Origin of the sequence: Rahnella sp. PAMC25617 (assembly GCF_050606005.1) — a bacterium.
Lineage (GTDB): Bacteria > Pseudomonadota > Gammaproteobacteria > Enterobacterales > Enterobacteriaceae > Rahnella > Rahnella variigena.
Map to the genome: position 1 here is coordinate 1 of NZ_JBOCUM010000098.1, position 291 is coordinate 291.

General features: G+C 39.9%; 1 protein-coding gene. It reads left to right on the forward strand.

The genetic code is table 11. The features are described 5' to 3' along the window. Positions 1 to 29: 29 nt before the first annotated feature. The coding region (locus tag ACM615_RS23985) for a hypothetical protein (RefSeq protein ID WP_431012642.1) at positions 30 to 291 on the forward strand (262 nt) is incomplete at its 3' end.

The following is a 291-nucleotide window of genomic DNA, read 5'->3' on the forward strand; positions in this document are numbered from 1 at the left end:
ATCGACTTGGCTTTATCAAAGAAGGCTTTATGGATGGAATTATGGATTTCACCACGATAACATTCGGTATGGACGAGTTTAATTACGGTGATGCCCATTTCCGTAGATCCGACAACGCCCGAGCAATCTATAATCCCTTTATCGGCAATTACATAATGGATTCATTTTCCACTGAAGCATTTGGAGAAGTGACAGTTCAGAAAGATGGATTGCTTGCAGTAGTTGGTCTTACTAATGGCAAGCTGAACCAAAATGTAATAGTGAATGACAATACTGATAACAAGCCATCCT